This is a genomic window from Segniliparus rotundus DSM 44985, from assembly GCF_000092825.1.
Classification (GTDB): Bacteria; Actinomycetota; Actinomycetes; order Mycobacteriales; family Mycobacteriaceae; genus Segniliparus; species Segniliparus rotundus.
Window position 1 is genome coordinate 2,846,891 of sequence record NC_014168.1, and the last position, 16,000, is coordinate 2,862,890.

Below are 16,000 nucleotides of genomic sequence, written 5' to 3' on the forward strand. Positions count from 1 at the left end.
CGGCGGGATATACGCTGGTGCCGATGCGATCCTTGTCACCGTTGGGCACGAGTTGCCTCCTGCTGCTCGTCGCCCTCCTCCCGTGCCCGCCCGCGCAGGCGAGCCCCGCGCTCAGCGGCTTGAGCGTGCCGTCCTGCGACGGCGCCCCGTGCAGTCCCGCCGGGTCGCCCGAGGTGCCGGACGGCCCCGCCGAAGCGTGGCTGCTCGCCGACATGGACAGCGGGGAAATCCTCGCCGCGAAAAACCCGTACGCCTACCATGCCCCGGCGAGCACCATTAAGACGCTGCTCGCTCTGACGGTCATCGACGAGGTCCCGTTGGATTCCACTGTGCTGGCCAACCGATCCGACCTCGCGGAATGCTCCTGCGTGGGCGTCACAACGGGCCGCGAGTACAGTGTCCGCCAGCTCTTGGACGGGCTGCTGCTGGTCTCGGGCAACGATGCGGCGAACACCTTGGCGGAAGCGCTCGGCGGGTTTGACGCGGCCGTGGCGAAGATGAACGAGAAGGCCGCAGAGATCGGGGCGAGCGACACCCGCACCGGTTCGCCCTCTGGGCTTGACTGGCCGGGGATGGAAATGCACACCACCCCGCGGGACCTCGCCGTCATCTTCCGCGAGGCGCTCAGCCGGCCTGTTTTCGCCGAGATCACAGCCGAGCCGACGGCGCTGTTCCCCGGCGATTCGGGGGAGGACGAAATTCGCAATCAAGACGAGTTGCTCACCCTCTACCCTGGTGCGCTCGGCGGTAAAACCGGTTTCACCAACGCCGCGAGGAAAACGTTCGTCGGGGCTGCCGAGCGGGACGGGCGCCGCCTGGTGGTGTCCATGATGCACGGACTGAACGCACCGGGCGGCCCCACTTATTGGGACCAGGCGCAAGCGCTGTTGGACTGGGGCTTCGCGCTCGGCCCTGACCAGAACGTCGGCCAACTGTAAAAGAACGCGCGAAGCATCGGGCGCGCAGGGCCAGCGCGGTCAGTTCTTGTCGTCGCGTTCGAGGACGAAATAGACGAACGGGCCCTCGTCGTGGATGTGTTTCCCGTTCATGATGCCGAAGAGCGTGCTCTCGTCCACTTTCTTGAAATGGTCGAAGATGGGTTGGCCGTCGTAGACCATCGTCGCGGTGGTCTCGCCCCGGAATTCCACCATCCAAAGGCTGGCTTCGCCCTTGCCGATCGCGGCGTTGGAGTACAGTGCGCCCTTGGCGTCCATGCAGACCAAAGGTTTCGCGTCCTTGGGCGACACGAAAGACTTGCCATGCCATTTGATGAGCCGGAGCTGGTCGACCAGCGGATGGTCGGTGTGGAACACGTCGCCTTTCCAGTGCCCGAGGATTTCCTCCGTCCGCACGGTCGGCAGGGCCGCCCAGATCTCGTCGAGCTCTTCGGCGGACACCTCGTCGGCTTGCTCGCGGAGTTCTTGAAAACGAAGCTGAGCTTTTTCGAGGTCCATGGCGTCTCCTATCATCATTGTGCCTGTCATCTATGAATCACATTACCCTTATTCAAGGTATGTGTATCACATCTCACCGACGAACGCGGTTCGACCATGCGCCCGCGCGCTGTTCTCGTATTCTTGCTCAGACTATGGGTCCGACGTCTGCGTCCGAGGAGCCGCGCGCGCGGCTGGCGCAGCTGGCCGCGGCGTTGCTCGTCGCCCAGCTCGCGGTGCGCGGCTGGGTCGCTTGGCGGGGCGGTTTCTACTGGGACGACCTGGTGCTCGCAGGCCGTGCCAGCACGTCCGCGATCTGGTCACAGGGGTATCTGCTCGCAAGCCACGACGGGCATGTCATGCCGGGCGCGTTCCTCGTCGCCGGGGTCACCACCAAGCTCGCGCCCTTGCAGTGGGCTCCTGCGTTCATCGAGCTGCTCGTGCTGCAAGCCCTCGCCTCGCTCGCCGTGCTGCGCCTTGTGCGGCTGGTCCTCGGGTGGCGACCGGTCACAGTCGCCCTTTTCGCCTGGTACCTGTTCACCCCGCTCACGCTGCCCTCGTTCGTGTGGTGGTCCGCCGCGCTCAACGCGTTGCCGTTGCACGCCGGGCTCGCGTGGGTCGCAGGCGAAACGCTGCTGCTGGTCCGCACGCAGCGCCCGCGCCACGCGATGAGGGCCGTGCTCGGTTTTGCCGCCGCGTTGGCATTTTTCGAAAAAGCTCTGCTCATCCCGTTTGCCGCGACGGCTATCGCCGTGCTCGACATGCGGATCGCCGGCCGCCACCGCCCGATCCGGACAACACTGCGCCGCAGCCGCCAACTGTGGGCGGGCCACGCGGCTGTCATGTCCCTGTGGGCTGCGGCGGTGTGCTGCTGGGCGAGCCCGCCCCGCAGCGGGCTGGCGCCCCTGCGGATCATCACTGAGACGTTCTGGGAGGCGAACGTTCGAGGCCTGCTTCCCGCGGTGTTCGGCGGGCCGTTGTCCTGGAAGCGCCAGCAACCGATCGTCGCGGTCGCAGAGCCCCCCTCCGCCTTCGCCGCGGCAGCCCTGATCGCGACCGTCCTCGTCGTCGCGGTTTCCGCGCGGCGCGCGGCGCGCGGCGGCGCGGCGTGGCTGGTGTTCTTCGGGTACGCCGCTGCATGCGAGACCGTGATGCTGCTGTGGCGGATCAACCTGGACCCCGACCCTGAAGTGGGTTTGTCCCTGCGCTACGTCGCCGACTGCGCGGTCGTCCTCGTCGCGTCGCTCGCGATGCTCGCGCGGGCGAGCAGCCAACGCCGCGGGCAGCGGCGGGCGCTCGCGGCCGCTGGGGCGCTCTGTTGCGTCGGCCTCGTTTCCACTGCCGCGTTCGACGACATATGGTCGCAGAACCCCACCAACGCGTACCTCGCCACTGTTCGCCGCGAGCTGGCGGCGAACCGCGCAACCCCGCTGCTCGACCAACCGGTCCCCTACACCGTGCTCAGTTGGATGAGTTACCCCGACAATCTCATGAGCCACGTTTTCGCGGCAGTGCGCGAGCGCCCGCCGTTCGCCACCTCGACCACGGTGTTGCATTTCGTCGACGACCAGGGGCGCTTCGTTCCTGGGCAAGTCAGCTCGGTGCGCACGATCCAGCAGGGCCCAGTCCCTGGCTGCGGCGCGCGCGTGGAGCCGCAAACCGCCCGAGCGCTGCCGCTCGACGGGCCGCTGCTCGACTGGCAGTGGACGGCGCAGCTCAATTATTTCGCCAGCGTGGACGGCGACGTCGAAGTCCGTCTGCCCACTGGCGCCGCGCAACGGGTCCCCGTCGCGTCGGGCCTGCACACCGTGTTCGTGCGATTGGACGGCGCAGGATCGGCAGTGATAGTGCGCCCGATCACGCCAGGGCTCTCGCTCTGTGTCGGGTCCGGCCCAGTCGGGGCGGTCTGGCCGCGATAAAGCGACCGCGCAACCCTGGGAGGCAGGCGCGGACCAAGGACATCCCGCAGTCCGCCTCCGTGTTTGCGCCGCCCGGCCCTGGGTGTTTCTCATAGCAAGTTCATAGCCAAAAAGGCCAGTTCCGTTGGTAGTTTCGAATCATGTCACCACAGAACAGCGGCGAGGCGGCGATTGCCTCCATGCCCCGGGGCGGCCCCGACGCCGGCGACGGCGCCGACGACCTCGCGCTGTGTGGTCAAGCGGGACAGTCCTCTTGGGCAGGCTGACGGAGAAGCTGGGACAGGCCGTCACCGGGAAGCCGGCGCGCGCGGCCGACGACAAGCGGGGTCAGACGGTGCCGCAGACAACGCAGACAGACCTGGAGACAATCCTGCGGGAGCTGCTGGGAATCCGCGCCAACGACCCTGGTGCGCGCATTGAACCCGTGGGCATGGCGTTCAGCCGTCCGACCGAAAACCGCGGCGGCCGAGCGCCCCGCCGAACCAGGAGATCGAAGCCTTGCGCCGACTGCTCTGCGCGCTGAGCATGGTGGCCGCTGTTGCCAGCTGCGCGAATCCCACTCATGTCACGGTTGCCGCGCCCCAGGGGATCCTTCCCCCGATGGGGTGGAACTCATGGAACTCGGGAATCGACATCAACGACCAGTCCATCCGGGGGACCATCGACGCGATGGTCTCCTCCGGCATGCGCGACGCCGGATACTCCTATGTCAACCTGGACGCCGGATGGGCAGCGCCCGAACGCAGTTCCACCGGTGAACTGGCCGCCGACCCGCAACGCTTTCCGTTCGGCCTCAAGCCGTTGGCCGACTACGCGCACGAGAGGGGGCTGCGGTTCGGCTTGTACTCGAGCCCGTTCAATCAGACCTGCGGGCAAAGCGTGGGCGCTGCGAGCCTCGGCCACGAAACCCAAGACGCCGCGACGTTTGCCGCGTGGGGAATCGACTTCCTCAAGTACGATTGGTGCGGCCCAAAAGCCAGCCACGACGAGCAAACGCGGATTTTCGGCGCGATGGGTTCGGCACTGCGCAAAAGCGGTCGGCGGATCGTCTACAGCATCAACCCCAACAGTGCCGACGATCCAGCAGCAGGCGCCCGCTTCGACTGGTCCGGCGTCGCCGACATGGTGCGCGTTTGCGGCGACCTGGTCCCGTTGTGGCGCAATGCCCTGCCGCCGCTGGGCTCGCCAGACCCCTTTGCCGCACGCGTCTTCAACGCTCTGCCCGACCAGCTCGCGGACGCCGTCAACAGCGCCGCCCGGCCCGCGTATCGCAACGACCCGGACATGCTGGTGGTCGGTGTGACATGGAGCGAGTTCTTCCTCAACCACCGAGAGCTCGTGCTCCGCAGCGCCCGGAACAGGCTCCTGACAGCCGATCAACGCGTCCAGCTCGAACCTCTTTTATCCATGTCGGCGCAGACCGCGCAATGGATGGCCGCCGCGCAACCCGGCTTGACCGAGGACGAGCAGCGCAGCCATTTCTCGCTGTGGGCGATGCTCGGCGCGCCGCTGCTCGCCGGCAACGACCTGCGGTCGATGTCGGCGGCCACATCGTCGATGCTCACCAACCGCGAGGTCATCGCCGTCGATCAGGACCCGCTCCTGGCAACAGCCCATCAGGTTGGCGGCGATGGGCGAATCTTCGCCAAACCGCTCGCGGATTCCTCGGTGGCGGTCGCGCTGTTCAATTCGTCCAACGCGGTGGCCGATATCGCAACCACAGCTCACGCTGTCGGGCTGCCCCCGGCGTCCTGCTACACCCTGCGCGACCTGTGGACCGGTCAGAGCGTCGGCACCGCCGGCGGCATCGTCGCGCGATCCGTTGCCCCGCACGCTGTCCAGCTCCTACGAGCCGTGCAAGCGGCGAGATGCTCCCCGTGAACGAAATCCCGCCGCTCGCACCCGGGCCTGCGCTGTTCTTGGGGCTGGCGTTGACCGTCTTCGGTTCCTGGTGCCGGTCTTCAGCGTCGTGGCCGCCGCCAAACCCATCCTGACGGGGGCATTCTGGCGACCAACGACATGCTGCCCGCCCCGTTCTTGCTCGCGTCCACGCTCGGGGCAGCTGTCCTTGGCGACTCGCCGAGCTATGGCTCGGCCGGACGCTCGGCCCGAAACTGCTCAAGACGACGGCTGTGCGCCGCTCCCGCAAGCACGTCGGCGATGCTCAGAGCAACGTTCGCCGCCGGGGCGCTGTGGGCGCAAGAGCCATGCAGCGCTGGGAGCAGCGAGGAGGCCACAGCCATCTGCCTGAGATCACATCGCCGCGCAACCACGGAGCCGCCCCCTCGACAACCCCCTTGAGCCCTGTCGTCTGAGCCTTCAGCCATCCCGTCAACGCGGCCAAAAAGAGCTCGGCCAAAGGGCGAGCAGATGTGATGATTGCGCAAAGCATGGCGCAGAGCGCCGACAACTCCGCCTCCGGACGCGGCAGGATGAGACCGCGTCCATGCATGACGAGCGAACCGAGGCTGTGGCGTGTCGAAGACATGAAAACCTGATCCATGCAACCTCTGGTGCGTGGTGTTGGCGGGATCCGCTCGAAGAGTTCGGAGCGCAGCAGTCCCACACGCCGTCTCTCCTGCGGCGGAGAACAAGGAGCCAGGCTGCGGCATCGGGCGAATGGCCGTGGCGCCCCATCGGAATGGGAGCCACGGCCATAAGCCCGACACCGAGAATTATGCTGACATCGTCGTCAGAACGGATGCGGGCCCGGCGGCGGTGGCGGACCCGGTGGCGGGGGCGGTGGCGGGAACTCCGCCGCCGACATCGCTGTGGCGGCGGGGGCGGGGGACGCAACGGCGAAGCTCACCGCTCCGAGGCCGAGCCCCATGGCCAATGCTGTGCTGGCGATTACCTTTTTGGCATTCACTCGGATCACTCCTTCACTGTTTCGGCGGATCGCATAAGGTCCACCGACTTCGACGGTAGTGGCTGATTTTTTGCTCCCACTATGGCCAAGCTTTGAACCTTCTATGAAGCGCTCCACCGCGCCGACAACGCTGTATCGCAGGTTTTTGGACCGTCGTGCCGCGCTTGACGGCGGCGCGGTCGCTCCGGGCGGCCCCACCCGCGATTTTGTCGGACTCGGCCCGGTCGAGTCCCCGATCGACCGCCTTCTGCGCGGCATCGGCGACCTGCGGCACAGGGACCCACTGCCGACGGACGATCCGTGTCCCCGCGCCGCCAACACGACCCGGATCGGCTCCCCTCCGGCACGGCGTATCGGCCGTTCCCCGGCGTGGGAACCCCACTGTTCTGAGGTGGACGCATGGGGCATGCTCCGGACCGGAGCCGCGCATGAGCAATATGCGAGCTCCGCGCGAGAAGCCACACCCGCCCCAGGACGGCGCGAAGTCCGCCGTGCGGGGAACCGGCTGCCCCTTCGACCAGCGCGCCCCGGCGGGCCGCCGCGACAGCGGGGAGACACGCCCTAAATGGCGAAGGGGTAGGCCCCGTCCGGGCGAGGGATGTGGATCGTCGACTTGTCCCGCAGCTGGCGCAACGCGCCGCGCAAGAGCAGACGGGTGTCGTGCGGCTCGATGAGCGCGTCGATGTACCCTCGCTCGGCCGCGATGTACGGCGTCGCGATGTAGTCGTTGTAGAAGTCGATGTAGTTCTTGCGCAACTCTGGGCCTTTTTCGCCAGCGGCTTCGATCTCCGCGTGGCGGATGAGGTCGATGGCGGGCTCAGCGCCGAGCACCGCGATTTTCGCGGTCGGCCAGGCGAAGTTCAAGTCCGCGCCGAGCTGTTTGCAGCCCATCACCGCGTACGCGCCGCCGTACGCTTTGCGGATCACGATGGTGACCTTGGGGACCTGGGCCTCGACGTAGGCGAAGAACATCCGGCCGGAACGCCGGATGGTGCCGTTCTTCTCCTCGTCCACGCCCGGCAGCAGACCAGGGGTGTCCACCAGGAAGACGAGCGGGAGCCCGAAGACGTAACAGAGCCGGATGAACCGGGTCGCCTTCTCGCCGGAGTGGATGTCGAGCACGCCGGACATGAAGTTCGGCTGGTTCGCGACCACGCCCACCGGGCGCCCGTCCACTCGCGCGAAGCCGGTGATGATGTTCTGCGCCTCCAGCTCGTAGAGTTCGAGGAAATCGCCGTCGTCGAAGATCCGCATGATGATCTCGTGCATGTCGTACGGCGCGTTGGCGTCGTCCGGGATGATGGCGTCGAGCTCGAGGTCGGTGTCGGTGATCTCCGGTTCAAGGCCGGGGTTGATGAGCGGGGCTTTCTCGTAGGTGCTCGACGGCAGGAACGAGAGGAAGCTGCGCACGTAGGCGAACGCGTCCGCCTCGCTCTCGGCGACGTGGTGGACGTTGCCGTACCGGCCTTGGTTCTCGGCGCTGCCCAGCTCGTCCATCGTGGTCTCTTCGCCGGTGGCGGCTTTGATGACCTCGGGGCCCGTGACGAACATGTACCCCTGGTCGCGCACCGCGACCACAAGGTCCGTGTTGATCGGGCCGTACACCGCGCCGCCCGCGCACTTGCCGAAAATGAGCGAGACGTGCGCGACGATGCCCGCAAGGTGCTCGGCGTAGCCCGCCATCTTGGCGTACCAGGACAGGGAGGTCACCGCGTCCTGCACCCTGGCGCCGCCGGAGTCGTTGATGCCGATGGCCGGGCAGCCCATCTTCGAGGCCCATTGCAGGGCGGTGAGCACTTTGCGGCCGAACATCTCGCCGACACTGCCGCCTTGGACGGTCATGTCGTGCGCGTAGACGACGACCGGGCGGGAGTCGATGAGGCCGTATCCGGTGACCACGCCGTCGCCATACGGGCTCGCCGGGTCGTTGGGGTCTTTGCAGAGCGCGCCGAACTCGACGAAACTGCCCGCGTCCAGCAGGGTGTCGATCCGCTGCCGGGGGCTCGGCAGGCCTTTCGCCTCCCGTTTGGCGATCGCCCTCGGCGAACCGGGCTCTTTGGCGAGTTCCAGTCTGCGCTTGAGGTCCGCGACCTTCTCAGCGGTCGTGACCAGCTTGCCTTCCGCAGCCTCCACAGCAGGTGCGCTCATAGAGCCGAACTCCCTTTCCTTGAGATCAACACTGTTCTCCGGCGTCCGTCTTACTTCTTGGCCAGCACGTCGGCTTCGATGGCGGCCAAGCGGTGGGACAGGTCGGCCCCGACCACGCTGATCCTCGGCTCGTCAATGATGCTGATGTGGTCGCCTCCGCACTGCACGATGTCCAGGTTCTGCACATATGGGGCCCAGCCGCCGTCCGGATCGATGTTCGCGTACGCGGGCTCCAGCTCGACCCCGCCGTCATGCATACGGTCAGCCCGGTAGAGCACCACCGGGCTGTCGTACGCACGCAGCTCGCCTTTGATGATAGCCAAATTGTCGAGGTACGAGGCGCGCTGATGCTCGATCATCCCGCCGGGGATCTGCACCCCCGCGAGTTTCATCATGTCCAGCACCAGTTTGATCTGGTCCTCTTCGCTGGCCCCGATGAGCTTCTCGTACGGCGGCTCGATGTCCGTCGCCACGCCGTAGTTGCGCTTGGCGAAGGCGAAGTACCGGTCGATCCGCGCCCGTTGCTCCTCCGGGGTGTCCTTGGGGGTCTCGGAGGGGCGCACCGAGTCGATGAGCGCCAAGAGCGGCACGTCGGCCCCCTCTTGTTTCAGGGCCAACGCCACCGCGTAGGCGAGGTAGCCGCCAAAGGACCAACCGCCGAGCACATACGGCCCGTCGCCTTGGATCTCCTTGAGCAGCGGCACATAATGCCACGCCCGCTCCTCGATGGTTTTCGCCTCGTGGCGTTCCATGCCGAAGATCGGCGTGGTGGCCGGCAGGCGTTTGGCGAGCGGCTCGTAGACGATGCTGGAGCCGCCAGCGGGGTGGAAGAGGAAAACCGGGACGCCGCCCGTCTCGTCGGTGCGGGCGCGCAAGAGACGCACCGGGCCGACATTGCCGCCTTCGAGCGGCACACGGACAATGTTCGCCAGCTGCTCGATGTTCTCGCAGTCGAAAATGTCGTCCACGGTGATCTCGCCCTTGGCGCGGTCGGAGAGGCGCGCGGCGAGTTTCTCGGCAGTCTCCTCGTCCGGCACCGGCAGCGTGTTGAACACCCCGCCCGGCGAGGCTCCGACAACTGCGATCCAGGCCGCGAAGGTGAGCCGTTCGGCGGCGTCGCGCGGGGGCACGTCCGCGCCAGCGGCCTCGGCCACGGCGCGCTGGTCGCTCAGGTCCACATCGGGCGTTGGCTGCGCCGCGTCAGCGGGCTGCGCCGTGTCAGCGGGCTCGGGAGCGGCGGCCTCGGCGGAAGCCTCCTCAGCAGGGGCGGCTGAGACGTGGTCCTGCGCCGCCGCTGGCTCGTCGTCGAGCAAACCTTCCGGGACCGGCTCGCCCTTCTGCGTCTTCAACTGCGCGATGTACTGGCGCACAGTCGCACGGGTGACCACGAAGTCTTCCTGGCCCTCGGCGGTGAGCTGGGCTTTGATCTGCCCGATGGGGTCGGTGGACAAATCAATGTCTTCGGGGTCGAGATTGCCCTTCTGCTGCTGCTCGTAGATCTCGGCGACCACTTCGCGGTTGTCCACGGCGTACTGCACGTAGGTCTCCACGTCCACGGCGTTCGCGTTGCGCACCGCCTGCAGCTGCACCGGCGGGATGTCGAAGTCGTACTCGACCCGGTGCTTGATCCGGATGGCCGAGAGCGAGTCCAGGCCCAGCTCGATGAGCGGCACTTCGAGCGGCAGGTCCTCGGCGTCGAAGCCCATCGCGCCCGCGATGATGCTGCGCAAGCGGTGCGAGAGGGTCTCCGACCCGTTGGGGTCCCACCGGTCCTCGAAGCCCAAACCGCCGACCGCGGGAATGGCGTCGTACAGTTCGGCCGCCTGGCCGACAGTGCCGCCGAGGTCGAACTTCTCTTTCGCGTCCTGGCCAACAGGTTCGAGCACCTTGATCTCGCCAGCGGGAGCGGCGTCCGCGCTGGCGCTGACCACTGCCTCGACCAAGACGTCGAAGCTGCCTTGGCGCTGCACCCGCACCGACGCACCGCCAAGGTGCGGGGTGAGGGTCGTGGTGAGCAGGACGTCCGGCTCTTCGCTCGGAATGGGGGCCAACTGGTTCAAAGCGGTGACCGTTGCCTCGGGGAAGACCGCCTTCGCGGACAACGACACCAATTCCTGCACGTCCTTGACCACATCGGCGCGGACTTCCCAAACGTGGCGGCCGTCCGGGAGCAGCACATGCGCGCCCGGCAGGATGCCGGAGCCGGCTGAGGAGCTGATCTTGGCGTCGACCCACAGCCGCTTGCGCTGCCACGCGGTGAGCGGGATGTCGGCGTAATCGCCAGGCCCGAACAGGGAAGACACATCGAGGCTGCCGCCGTGGACCCACAACTGGACCATGGCCGCGACGACGCTCGCGCTCTCGTCCTCTTTGCGCTTGAGCGTGTGCAGCAGGGTCGCGTCGTGGACGCCCGCCGCGAACGTGGTCGCGGCGACCGGCACGAGGCTCACCGGATTCGGCGAGAGCTCCAAGAACACGGTGTGCCCCGCGTCCACGGCCTTGCGGACAGCCTGGGCGAACCACACCGCGTGACGCAGGTTCGTGATCCAGTAGTCCGTGCCGTGGATGGGGCCCGCGCCCGGCGGGAAGTAGGAATCCGCGATCACCGAGGAGTAGAAGCCGACCTTCAGCGGCTGCGGCTCAAGGTCGGACAGCTCGGCGGAAAGCTCGCCGAGCAGGGGGTCCATTTGCGAGCAGTGGCTCGAACCCCGGGTCGGCAGGAGCCTCGCGAGCTTGCCAGCCGCCTCGGCTTTGGCGACCACGGCCTCGACCTGCGCCTGCGGGCCGCCGATGACGGTGTGGGTGGGCGCCGCGTAGACGCAGATCTCGACCTCGGGGAAGTCCTTGACGAGCTCTTTCACATCTTCGGCGCTGTACTCCACGAGCGCCATCGGCCAGATGATCTGCACGCCCGCGTAGTTGTCGCCGCCGAGCATGCGCTCGCCCTCGCCCATCAGACGGGCACGAGCGCAAATCACGCGGACCGCCTGGTCCAGCGGGAGGCCGCCGGTCAGGTACGCGCACGTCGCCTCGGCCATGGAGTGGCCGATGATCGCGGCGGGCTGGGCGCCGTGGTGGCGCAGCAGGGCGGCAAGGCCGATCTGCACGGCGAAAATGCCGATCTGGGCGGTGCCGACCGAATAGTCGACCGAGTCGTCGGTGATCATCTCAACGACGGATTCGCCGTATTCGAACTCGATGAGCTCGTTGACCTCGTCGATCGCCTTCGCGAAGACCGGGTTCTCCTCGTACAGCTGCTTGGCCATCTTGCGGTGCTGGGCTCCGAAGCCGGAGACCACCCAGGCGGGGCCGAGCGCGGCGGGCTGGTCGGCGCTGAAGACCAGCGGGCCGGACCCGTCCTGGGACGGAGGCAGGCTCGCCTTGCCGTCCGCTATCGCGCGCAGGCCTTGGATCGCCTCTTCGACAGTGGACGCGAGCACGACCGCGCGGGCGCGGGCGTGGTTGCGTTTGGCCAGGGACCGCCCGACCGCTTCCAGGTCGACGTCCTTCGGGTCTTGGGACTCCAGCCAGTTCACGAGGTCCTGCGCGGCCTTGCGCCGACGGGACGGCACGAACGCGGAGAGCACGAGCGGCACCTGCTTTAACGCAGGGCTCAAACGGCGATCTCCGGCGTTGCTCCTCGCCTCGTGTACCGGCGCTCGTTCCTCGCCGCCTTCTCGTACACCACGGCTCGGTGCGCCTTGGATCTCATCCGTTTGATCCCCTGCTTGTTGCTGGTCATCGCCTTCCGACTGCGGCTGCTCGATCCCGAGGTCTTTCGGCAGCACCTCGCGCAACACGACGTGCGCGTTCGTGCCGCTGAAACCGAAGCCGGAGACGCCCGCGACAGCGTGGCCGGAGTACCTCGGCCATTCCGTCGGCTCGGTGACGACCTTCTGGTGGTAGAAGTCGAAGGGGATGTAGGGGCTCGGGCCCGCGTAGTTGATCTGGGGCGGAATCTGGTTGTTCTTCAGGGCCAGCACTGTCTTGATGAGGCCGACCGCGCCCGCGGCGGACTCAAGGTGGCCGAAGTTGGACTTGGCCGATCCCATGAGCAGCGGCTGCTCGTCCGTGTGCCGCGAGGAGACCGCCGCATTGAGGCCCTCAGCCTCGATGGGGTCGCCGATGGGCGTGCCGGTGCCGTGCGCCTCGACGTAGTCGACGTCCTTCGGGTGCACGCCCGCGTCCCGGTAGGCGGCTCGGATCACCTCGGCCTGGGCGATGGGGTTCGGCGCGATGAGGCCGTTGGAGCGGCCGTCGGAGTTCACGGCGCTTCCGGAGATCACCGCGAGGATTTGGTCGCCGTCCCGCTTCGCGTCCGCGAGGCGTTTGAGGATCAGCACACCGCCGCCCTCGGAGCGGTTGAAGCCGTTCGAGTCCGATGAGAACGGCTTGATCTTCCCGTCCGGCGCGAGCGCGCCCGGCAGCGAGCCGAAGCCCACATGCACAAGCGGGGTGAGCAGCATGTTCACTCCGCCCGCAATGGCCACGGACGACTCGCCGGCGCGCAGTGAGCGCACGGCCTGGTGCACCGCGACGAGCGCGGAGGAACAGGCGGTGTCGAGCGAGATGGCAGGCCCGTGGAAGTCGAAGTAGTACGAGACGCGGCCCGCGATGACGGAGGTCGCGGTGCCGGTGATGGCGTAGGGGTGCGTCTTGGTGGGGTCCGCGAGGACGACGAAGGTGTAGTCGTTGGTGGAAGAGCCGAGGAAGACGCCGACGTCCTTGCCCTTCAGCTCGCTGGCCGGAATCCGGGCGTTCTCCAAGCCCTCCCAGGTCAGCTCCATGGCGAGGCGCTGCTGCGGGTCGATCATGACGGCTTCGGTCGGGGAGATGGAGAAGAACTCGCAGTCGAAGGACTGCACGTCGTCCAGGTAGCCGCCCCTGGTCGGGATTTTCGAGAGCATGTCGGCGATGCGAGGCTCGGCGGTGAACTCGTCCCAGCGGCCCTCGGGGCGCTCGCTCGTGGCGTCGCGCCCTTCGAGGAGGATGTCCCACATCTCGCGGGGGGAGTTCGCCCCGCCGGGGAAGCGGGCCGCGACGCCGACGACAGCGACGTCGAGCCAGTCGGAAAGGCCGCCGCGCTGGTAGGCGGACGCGTCGTCGTCAAGGGCGACGCCCTCCGGCGGGCCGTTGATGATGTACTCGGCGAGAGTGGCGATGGTCGGGTGCATGAAGGCCACGGTCGCGGTGAGCTTGACGTCGGTCTTGTCCTCGATGTCGCCGGACAGGGCCACCGCGTCGCGAGAGGAGAGCCCGAACTCCTCCATCGGGCGGTCTTCGGTGACTTGGTCGAGCGGGAGCTTCGTCGCGTTCGAAACCCATTCGCGCAGCCACTGCTTGAGTTCCGCTTCGCTGATATCCGGCCTGACGTGCTTGGACGGGTCCGGCCGTTCCTGCAAGGCCGCCAAAAGGGCAGGGTCGACCTCGGCGTTCTGATTCTCGCTCATGTCACCAACTTTAATAAAACTCTAAGAAACTGGCAAAATGCCAGTTCGGCGTGTCAGGAAGCCGACGACTGCTGTTCTTTCGCCTCGGCGTCCGGGAAGCTCTCCTGACGGCTGCCTCGGCGCAATGTGCCGTCCAAGTACTCCTTGCGGGCCGCGCGGTGGGCGATCTTGCCGCTGGAGGTCCGAGGCACCGAGCCCGCGGGCACCAAGAGGATCTCCCTCGGGGTCACGCCGTGGTGCAAAGCCACCGCCGCGCGGACGGAGTCGAGGATCGGCTGCAGCTCGTCCTTGTGGTGGCCCGCGGCGCGCTCGGCGACGATGACCAGCTGCTCGGAGCGGTCGTCTTTGTCGAACGAGATGCCCGAGTGGGCGTCGTCGAAGACCACCGCCGGGAGCTCGTTGGCCGGCACCGAGAAGGCCGCGACGTAGCCCGAGCGCAAGGCGGGGTTCGCGGTCCACGCGGTGCGCTCGATGTCCTGCGGGTAGTGGTTGCGCCCGTCCACGATAATCATGTCTTTCATGCGGCCCGTGATGTACAGCTCGCCGTCGACGTAGACGCCGTAGTCGCCGGTGCGCATCCACTGGTCGTTCTCGTCGGTGCCCTCCGAGTGGCTGCCCTGCGGCAGAGTCTTGCCCAGCTGGTTCTGGAAAGTCGCCTTGGTCTCCTCCGGGCGGTTCCAGTAGCCCGAGCCGATGTTCGGCCCGCTCAGCCAGATCTCGCCGACGTGGTTGTCCTCACGCTCGTCGCCCGTCTCCGGGTCGACGATCACTGCCCACTCGCTTCGGGCGACCTTGCCGCAGGAGACCTGCGGCACCGCGCCGGGGGCGGTCTGGGGAACCCGCACGACGCGGCCAGCGCCAAGCTCTTCGCGGTCCACGTAGATGACCCTGGCCTCGTTGTCGAAGGGGGTGGTGGAGACGAAAAGCGTCGCCTCGGCCATGCCGTAGGAAGGTTTGATCGCCTCCTTGCGCAGACCGTACGGCGCGAACGCGTTGTAGAACTTGCGCATCGAGGAGACCTGCACCGGCTCAGACCCGTTGACGAGGCCGATCACATTGGACAGGTCCAGGCTCTCGCCCTCTTTCGGCAGACCGCGGGCGGCGGCGTGCTCGAAGGCGAAGTTCGGCGCGGCGGCGAATGTCTTCATGCCGGTGCCGTCCTCGGCGAGCAGCCTGATCCAACGGTAAGGGCGCTGGACGAAAGCGGCGGGGCTCATGATGGTGATCTCGCCGCCGACCAGAGCGGGGATGATGATGTGCAGCAGGCCCATGTCGTGGAACATCGGCAACCAGGTGATGGCCCTGGTGTTCGTGGAGAGCTCGATCGCGTCGATCATCTGGAGCACGTTGCTCATCGCGGCGCGATAGCTGATCTCCACGCCCGCCGGGGTGCGGGTGGAGCCCGACGTGTACTGCAGGTAGGCGATGTCCTCCTGGTCCGGCTCGACCGGGGTGTACATTTCCCCGACCGCGTCCGGGATCGCGTCGATGGCGATGATCCGGGGGCGCTGGTTGGCCGGGACGTCCTTGAAGAGGTTGCGGGCGCGGGCGGCGCCCGCGGTGGTGGTCAGGATCGTCTTCGGGTGGCAGTCGCCCATGATGAGGTGCAGCCGCTCGCCAAGGCCCGGGGCTTCGGGGTCGAAGAGCGGAACGGAGATCTGCCCGGCGTAGCCGATGCCGAAGAAGGCGAGCACGTACTCGATGCTCTGCGGCGCGAGAATCGCGACGCGGTCGCCGGGCTCGCCGACCTGTTGCAGTCGCGCGGCGATCGCCTTGACCTTGACCCCCACCTCTCTCCAGAGGATCTCCGTCGCCTCGCCCTCCCTGACGCGCGAGTAGTTCATGAAGCGGTAAGCGACCTTCTCGCCCGCGCGCTCCAAGGTCCAGTCCACGAAGTTCTGCATCCTGGCGTCCGGTGGGAGGTGGATACGGCCCCGCTCGTCCAGAGCCTCATGCCACTCAGATATCACTGTCTCTCCTTATTCCGTATGCAGGTTATTCCGTATGCAGGCGTGGCCCGTCCGCGGCCCGAGGCGGGCGGCGGATCCGCAAGAACTGGCGCTTTGCAGCAGCACCTGGGTCCGTGGCACGCCGACCGATCTTAATCCTTTCTTAGAAAGGAACAAAACACGCAGCTCACGAACTCTTAGAACTTGCACAACGCCAGGGATCTTACAGCGG

The 16,000-nt window shown here is 67.1% G+C and carries 7 protein-coding genes; 3 read left to right on the top strand and 4 right to left on the bottom strand.

The genetic code is table 11. The features are described from left to right. Nucleotides 1–23: 23 nt before the first annotated feature. Nucleotides 24–938: a D-alanyl-D-alanine carboxypeptidase family protein gene (locus tag SROT_RS13835; RefSeq protein ID WP_013139643.1), complete on the top strand. Its 915-nt coding sequence runs from the start codon at nucleotides 24–26 to the stop codon at nucleotides 936–938. Nucleotides 939–977: 39 nt separating this feature from the next. Here SROT_RS13835 and SROT_RS13840 read toward each other — a convergent pair whose 3' ends face one another. Beyond that, nucleotides 978–1,454: a DUF4334 domain-containing protein gene (locus SROT_RS13840; RefSeq protein ID WP_013139644.1), complete on the bottom strand. Its 477-nt coding sequence runs from the start codon at nucleotides 1,452–1,454 to the stop codon at nucleotides 978–980. A gap of 134 nt (nucleotides 1,455–1,588) precedes the next feature. Here SROT_RS13840 and SROT_RS13845 point away from each other — a divergent pair, with 134 nt between their 5' ends. Together SROT_RS13845 and SROT_RS13850 are read left to right on the top strand one after the other, a co-directional pair. Next, the gene (locus SROT_RS13845; protein ID WP_013139645.1) at nucleotides 1,589–3,352 is read left to right on the top strand and encodes a hypothetical protein; all 1,764 of its coding nucleotides are present in this window, start codon (nucleotides 1,589–1,591) and stop codon (nucleotides 3,350–3,352) included. A gap of 600 nt (nucleotides 3,353–3,952) precedes the next feature. Beyond that, nucleotides 3,953–5,233, top strand: a complete 1,281-nt coding sequence (locus SROT_RS13850; RefSeq protein WP_245535312.1) for a glycoside hydrolase family 27 protein — start codon at nucleotides 3,953–3,955, stop codon at nucleotides 5,231–5,233. A gap of 1,549 nt (nucleotides 5,234–6,782) precedes the next feature. Here SROT_RS13850 and SROT_RS13860 read toward each other — a convergent pair. Genes SROT_RS13860 through fadD32 form a run of 3 tightly spaced genes read right to left on the bottom strand, consistent with a single transcriptional unit; the run spans nucleotide 6,783 to nucleotide 15,789 of the window. Further along, nucleotides 6,783–8,369: an acyl-CoA carboxylase subunit beta gene (locus SROT_RS13860; RefSeq protein WP_013139647.1), complete on the bottom strand. Its 1,587-nt coding sequence runs from the start codon at nucleotides 8,367–8,369 to the stop codon at nucleotides 6,783–6,785. A 50-nt stretch (nucleotides 8,370–8,419) separates the two neighbouring features. After that, nucleotides 8,420–13,819, bottom strand: a complete 5,400-nt coding sequence (gene pks13 / locus SROT_RS13865) for a polyketide synthase Pks13 (protein ID WP_013139648.1) — start codon at nucleotides 13,817–13,819, stop codon at nucleotides 8,420–8,422. Between the two features lie 53 nt (nucleotides 13,820–13,872). After that, nucleotides 13,873–15,789, bottom strand: a complete 1,917-nt coding sequence (fadD32, locus tag SROT_RS13870) for a long-chain-fatty-acid--AMP ligase FadD32 (protein ID WP_013139649.1) — start codon at nucleotides 15,787–15,789, stop codon at nucleotides 13,873–13,875. Nucleotides 15,790–16,000 lie beyond the last annotated feature (211 nt).

What these genes read in the sequence shown, in the direction of transcription:
- SROT_RS13835 (WP_013139643.1), top strand. Translation starts at nt 24, where the DNA reads ATGCGATCCTTGTCACCGTTGGGCACGAGTTGCCTCCTGCTGCTCGTC.
- SROT_RS13840 (WP_013139644.1), bottom strand. Translation starts at nt 1,454, where the DNA reads ATGGACCTCGAAAAAGCTCAGCTTCGTTTTCAAGAACTCCGCGAGCAA.
- SROT_RS13845 (WP_013139645.1), top strand. Translation starts at nt 1,589, where the DNA reads ATGGGTCCGACGTCTGCGTCCGAGGAGCCGCGCGCGCGGCTGGCGCAG.
- SROT_RS13850 (WP_245535312.1), top strand. Translation starts at nt 3,953, where the DNA reads ATGGGGTGGAACTCATGGAACTCGGGAATCGACATCAACGACCAGTCC.
- SROT_RS13860 (WP_013139647.1), bottom strand. Translation starts at nt 8,369, where the DNA reads ATGAGCGCACCTGCTGTGGAGGCTGCGGAAGGCAAGCTGGTCACGACC.
- pks13 (WP_013139648.1), bottom strand. Translation starts at nt 13,819, where the DNA reads ATGAGCGAGAATCAGAACGCCGAGGTCGACCCTGCCCTTTTGGCGGCC.